6 protein-coding genes and 1 pseudogene are annotated in these 6,064 nt (G+C 32.7%); 4 read left to right on the top strand and 3 right to left on the bottom strand.

The features are described 5' to 3' along the window. Window positions 1-322: 322 nt before the first annotated feature. Window positions 323-496 carry a 30S ribosomal protein S21 gene (locus A2255_02880; protein OGI18078.1) on the bottom strand — a complete coding sequence of 58 codons (174 nt, stop codon included), beginning with the start codon at window positions 494-496 and terminating at the stop codon, window positions 323-325. A gap of 160 nt (window positions 497-656) precedes the next feature. Next, a complete protein-coding gene (locus tag A2255_02875; protein OGI18077.1) occupies window positions 657-998 on the bottom strand; it encodes a histidine triad nucleotide-binding protein in 342 nt (113 codons plus the stop codon). A 320-nt stretch (window positions 999-1,318) separates the two neighbouring features. Here A2255_02875 and A2255_02870 point away from each other — a divergent pair, with 320 nt between their 5' ends. Genes A2255_02870 through A2255_02855 form a run of 4 tightly spaced genes read left to right on the top strand, consistent with a single transcriptional unit; the run spans window position 1,319 to window position 5,775 of the window. Then, a complete protein-coding gene (locus A2255_02870) occupies window positions 1,319-1,771 on the top strand; it encodes a flagellar export protein FliJ (protein ID OGI18076.1) in 453 nt (150 codons plus the stop codon). A gap of 52 nt (window positions 1,772-1,823) precedes the next feature. After that, a complete protein-coding gene (locus A2255_02865; GenBank protein ID OGI18075.1) occupies window positions 1,824-3,974 on the top strand; it encodes a hypothetical protein in 2,151 nt (716 codons plus the stop codon). 15 nt (window positions 3,975-3,989) lie between these two features. Next, window positions 3,990-4,418: a hypothetical protein gene (locus A2255_02860; GenBank protein OGI18074.1), complete on the top strand. Its 429-nt coding sequence runs from the start codon at window positions 3,990-3,992 to the stop codon at window positions 4,416-4,418. Between the two features lie 25 nt (window positions 4,419-4,443). After that, a complete protein-coding gene (locus A2255_02855) occupies window positions 4,444-5,775 on the top strand; it encodes a hypothetical protein (GenBank protein OGI18073.1) in 1,332 nt (443 codons plus the stop codon). Between the two features lie 32 nt (window positions 5,776-5,807). Here the strand turns inward: A2255_02855 and A2255_02850 are convergent. After that, a pseudogene (locus A2255_02850) lies at window positions 5,808-6,064 on the bottom strand (hypothetical protein).

Genomic DNA, 6,064 nt, shown 5'->3' with positions numbered 1-6,064 from the left:
GATTATGTTTCACTGGTTTCTTGATATTGTGGAACGTACCTCAAAAGGCTTTGAGGTTCTACCTCATCGCTGGATAGTTGAAAGAACTTTTGCATGAATGAATAACTACAGAATATTGAGCAAAGACTATGAATACTTGCCAAGAAGCAGTGAAAATATGATTTACATATCAATGTTACATTTGATGCTTAGACAATTAGCTAAATAATAGACTTTTCAAACAGCCTCTAACTATTCATAACAAACTATATCAGGACTAAATTACAAGAGACAAGCTTAAATAAGCTTGTCTCTCAATATTCTTAATTAAAACCAAGTAATTTTAGGAACGTCTCTTGCGAGCTGCCTCAGCTTTACGTTTTCTTTTCACACTCGGTTTCTCATACCTTTCACGACGTTTTATTTCGGATAAAATGCCGGCTTTTTGAATTTTTTTCTTGAAACGCTTAAGAGCACTTTCAATACTTTCGTTTTCACCTACTTGTATTTCGGCCAAGCTACAGACCTCCCTTCTGATATGGGATGTTATTTGTACATCATATTAGTATCTGGATTGATATTAAATAGTACCATTCCTGATAAACACTAATATGTAAATATTATCATGGACTTTTATTAATTACAATATAACACATTTTGCTGACTATTAATCAATTTTAGCCCGGTGGCCACAACATTGGCCTACCACCCAATACATGCAAATGGATATGAAAAACTGTTTGTCCAGCCTTTTCACCGGTATTAAGAATGACTCTATATCCATCTTTTATATTAAGCTTTTCTGCAACTTCTCTAGCACCTATTAGCAGCTTACCAAGCAATTCAGAATCATTTGTATCATTAAGAGAATCATAATGCTTTTTGGGGATAACAAGAACATGTACAGGAGCTTGAGGATTAACATCGTGAAAAGCGGCATAATCCGCTGTTTCTAATATTAAATCAGAATTTATTTCTTTATTCGCTATTTTGCAAAAAATGCAATTTTGCTCACTCATTTTTTGTTCCTTCTTAAATAGGTCTTATAGCCTTAAAACTTAGAAGCTGTCTTGTTAAAGTTGAACGCCTTGCCAAGTCGCTTACAACTTTAAGTCCAAAAGTCGAGCCTGTAATTATATCATAGCCTGATTTTTGCATTTTTAGCCAGACAGGTTCCTATAAATAATGTTACCTTAAATCTATATTATCAGGGCTCAATAATAACACAAATTCAAATACTTTTTTTAGAGGATGCTCCGAAATATATACATGGGTTAATCTTCATATATAACTATAAAAATAAGCTTTATCTGGGGATTGAGGTTAATGGGTAATATGGGTGAAAAAATTCAAATTCAAATTACAGAGTGTTCTTGATGCAAGGATTAAAGCCCTTGAGAACTGTCAATTAGCTTTATCCAAAGTTGAATTTAAGTTAAATCAGGCGGTAAAACATCTGGAGCAACTTTATGAATTGCAGAAAAAATCAAAAAGTGAATTGGAAAGCTTATTGACAGCTGGTACCCAAATAGATCTTATGATAATTTGTTGCCATCAAAACTATATAGAAAAACTAAAATCTGATATTAAGGATCAGCATAAAATAATTGCAAGTATAGAAATTGAGCTTGAGGAGAAAAAACAGAAAGTATTAGAAGCATTAAAAGCTAAAACAATGCTTGAAAAACTAAAAGAAAAAGCGTTAAAAGAATTTAAAGAAAATTTTGAAAGACTAGATATGCTGCAAATCGATGAAATAGCAACAAATAGGCAAAAAAGATCCGGATATTAACTTATACATTAAGACTTGGGAATAGACTACCTGTTAAATTAAGGGGAAAAATATGACGGCTTTAGAAATGCTGGTAGAACCTAAAGAAACAAAATTGTTTTCAGAAAAAGGCACATTAAATAATAACGATTCTGAAACAATTAAAGATGAGTTTTACAGAATTCTAAGTAACGTTAATGACAACGATAATACTTATGAAAAACGGCTTGAAAAATTACACGAGAACGAGCTAATTGATAGAAGAAGAGATTTTTATAATCATTATCAAGATTATAACCAGAATTATGCTGATAAATCTCAAAATCTAGCTTATAGAGAACCTGAGACTTTTGAAAAAACAAACGAACAACCTCAGGATCACTTTAGAAATGCAAATGAACATGATAGAAAACCATCAGAAAATTCAAACACATATAATCAGGAATCCTCTTTTTTATCTAGAGAAAATCAATCTAATACAATAAAAGAAGCACAATTTAACCAAAATAATAATGCAAGGCAAAATTTCTCGGAAACAAAATTAAGTGCTGAAAGAAAAGATGAAACCGTTGAAATAAAACAAGAGAAAACCGAAGCAAAAGAAAACCAGCAAGTTCAAAAAAACACTGACAACCCAAATAATACTAAAGTCAATGGTCTTGATAATGCGGAATTAAAAGCAAAAATACAATTAGTAAATAATATTGCAACACCTATAGTAAATAATGTTGTAGTGCCTACAGAAGTTAAAACTTCTGTAAATAGTCGTCAAGAAGTAACTTCTCAATCTAAAAACTCTAATAATGTTGCACAAAATGCAAATCAACATTCTATTGTGTCTAAAAACTTGAACAATGTTGTTAATAATACCACTCAAAGTCCCGTACAACAAACAAAAGCTGAAAACACAAACAGTGTTACTGCCAATACTTCTATCCAACAAAAAGATATGAAAGTAAATACAAACGTAAAAGCTAATGAAACCGAAAATAAAGCTAATCAAAAAGAAAGTTTAGCTCATATTAAAGATCAATTATCAAATCATCAAATAAATGCCCCTCAGGCAGAACAAACAGAAAAAAAAGCGTTAAATATAACCCGTGCTAATGCTGCTTCAAGTTCAAGAGAACCCCAAACCAATGCTCAAAGCTTGAATATTGTAGAAACAGTGCCTAATCCAGAAAAACTGAGCAGTAATAACCAACTTAAACAGGATAATTTAATTAATAAACAGTCTATAAATCAAGTTAAGCAGCAAAATGAAATTAAACTTGAACACAAAAATAATGATCAGGTTAATACATTAAGGCAAGAAATTCTAAAAGACTCCCAAAAAGTAGAGATAAAAGCTCAAGTTGAAACTAAACCTCAAAAAGAGCAGGAAGATTCAACCAAAGTTGATATTAATAAACACCAAATTCAACAAATGCAAGTACAGAATAAAAATTTATCCGAAAAAAGCACTGTAAAACACGATATAAATGATAATACAAAATACGTTGATACAAAAGACAAGTCTATAACTACAAAAATAGAATTACAGAATAATTCTACCGAATCACATTTAGATCAAAAACATAATCAACAACTAAATGAATTTACAGCCAAAATTAATAATCATGAATCTCATAGCGGTTTATTAGAAATAAATGCTCATAAAACTATGGGGTTTGATAAAATTCTTGATTCAAAAGATACCAAACAAACATTAAGTAACTCTGTAATGGATCAAGTAATTAATAAAGCAACTGCAGAACTAAGTGATACTAAATCTCAAGTAATAATTACTTTAAGACCTGAAAACTTGGGCAAGGTTGATATTAATCTGGTTAGTAAAGATGGAGTCGTAACTGCTCAAATAACAGCGGAAAACTCTCAAGTCAAAGATATATTAAATAAAGGGCTTGAAACTCTTAGACAAAATCTACTAGATCAAGGAGTTAACGTTAATAAACTAGCAATTAGTGTTCAAGAAACAAATACCTCAAATTCAAATAACAATAATAGTACATTACAACAGGATCAAAACTTCCAAAAGTTTGAGCAAGCAAATCAAAACTCATCAAATCCAAACCAAAATTCAAATTCAAGCAGACAAACAGCTCATCAGGAAAGAACTAATATTTACTCAAATATAGATAATTCTGAGATGGAGGAAAATACAAATTTGACAAGTAATAGCTCTGGACAAGTTACACAAGGAAGGGTTGATTATAGAGTTTAATTGGGGAGTAGAATCATGAACGTCCAAGATTCAATGACAAATATTGTTAATAGTACAGCAAAAGTTAATGCAGAAAAGTCCCAGGAGAGAGTTGGTCAATCTACAATGGATCAGGATAGCTTTTTACAGCTTCTAATGATGCAATTAAAATATCAAGATCCTTTAAATCCAATGGGCAATACAGAATTTATCTCACAACAGGCACAATTTACACAAATTAGTGAAATACAAAAGTTAAATAAAAATATGTCCAATGTAGCAAATACGAATGAAATTATGCAAGCCAGCAGTCTAATTGGAAAGGAAGTAACGATTACAGATCCTGAAAATTCAAAAAATACGATAACAGGAGCAGTAACGGAGGCTAAAATTAGTGATAAAGGTACAAATATAGTAATAAATAATACAGAATATCCAATAAACTCAATTAGAAGCATAAAATAGAAGACTAAAATAAAGGGGAGGAAATATGTCACAAGGATTATTTACAGCAATAAGTGGTATTACAGCAAACCAGTCTAGAATTGATGTTATTTCTGATAACATTGCTAATATGAACACAACTGGCTTTAAAGCCAGTCAAGTTAACTTCGAAAATGTTTTCTTAAAAACATTATCCTCAGGTACAGCACCAACATCAAACGTTGGCGGAAGTAACCCTGTACAGATTGGATTAGGAACTACTGTAGGAGAAATCGTACGTAACTTTGCTAATGGATCTGTACAAACTACAAATAATGCTAATGACTTATACATCAATGGTAATGGATTCTTTACACTTACTGATTCAGAAGGATCATTAGTACTAAGTAGAGCAGGAAACTTTAGAGTTGATTCTCAAGGATATCTGACAAGCCCAAAGGGATTAAAGGTTTTAGGCACTTCAGATATTAATAGCACAACAGGAAGTACAACTCCAATTAAAATACCTCAATCATTAAGTATAACTGAGTCAACTGCAACATCAACAGGAGCTGAACTACTTTCAAACACTGCTAATGCTACTATCAATGACGGGACGTTTACATTAACAGTAAACGGCACAGACCATGAATTTACTATTGATGCAGATAGCACATTAGATAGTGTAGCTACAGATATTAACACAGCTGCAACTGGCGTAACTGCTAGCGTAGCAAGCGGAAAACTTAGATTATCATACAATAATACAGTTGTTACAAGTTTTGGAATGAGTGCCACATCAGATACCAGTAATTTCTTAGCTGCCACTCAATTAGCCACTGCAACGCCAACCACAGCCGGTACTACAGTTACGTATGATAGCATGGCATTAACAGCTAACTCTGTCACAATAAGACCTGATGATGGTACATCCAGTACTACTACATATAAATCTTATTCAGTTGGTGCAGATGGTGCAATAACAGCTTATTACTCCAATGGTTGCCAGATTACAGTTACGGGTGACGCAAGCAGAGAACTACTTTATTCCACTACGAGTGGTTATCAAGTTAGAGGCGATGGCGTTACTGTAGTAGCAAATGCTGTAAAACCGCAGGAATTACAATTGCAAATGACAAAAGTTACTAACTCCGCAGGTTTAATAGCAGAAAATGGTAATAGATTTACCATTGGGCCAAACGCAGGTTATGCAACTTTTGGAATTGGTGATTCCGGAGGAATGGGAAGTCTTGTATCAGGAAGCCTTGAGTCTTCTAACGTTGACCTGACATCTGAATTTGCAAATATGATAGTTGCTCAAAGGGGTATCGATGCAAATGGTAGAACCTTTGATGCACAAAACCAAATATTAAGAACTATAGTAAATATAGGTAGATAATATTAGAGAGAGCTAACGTTTGTGTTCCTGGCTTAACCGCCAGGAATTTTTATTTGTCGTTCTTGTTTCCCAATAGAGAAATAAGTAAAGCCACGTCTATACATACGTTTAGGTTCGTATTGATTTCTGCCATCGAAAATAACAGGCTGCTTAAGGAGTTTCTTGATTTTATCAAAATCAGGTCTTCTAAACTCATTCCATTCAGTAACAAGAATTAAAGCGTCAGCTCCTTCAAGAGCTTCATAATTATTCTTTGAGTATTCTATGCTGTCTCCAAATATGGTTTTAG

Source organism: Candidatus Melainabacteria bacterium RIFOXYA2_FULL_32_9, from assembly GCA_001784615.1.
Lineage (GTDB): Bacteria > Cyanobacteriota > Vampirovibrionia > Gastranaerophilales > UBA9579 > UBA9579.
The sequence above is the reverse complement of the archived record's forward strand: the minus strand, read 5'-3'. Positions and strand labels throughout refer to the sequence as shown.

Excerpts from the sequence above, each read along its gene's own strand:
- A2255_02855 (OGI18073.1), top strand. The coding sequence starts at position 4,444 with ATGTCACAAGGATTATTTACAGCAATAAGTGGTATTACAGCAAACCAG.
- A2255_02865 (OGI18075.1), top strand. The coding sequence starts at position 1,824 with ATGACGGCTTTAGAAATGCTGGTAGAACCTAAAGAAACAAAATTGTTT.
- A2255_02860 (OGI18074.1), top strand. The coding sequence starts at position 3,990 with ATGAACGTCCAAGATTCAATGACAAATATTGTTAATAGTACAGCAAAA.
- A2255_02875 (OGI18077.1), bottom strand. The coding sequence starts at position 998 with ATGAGTGAGCAAAATTGCATTTTTTGCAAAATAGCGAATAAAGAAATA.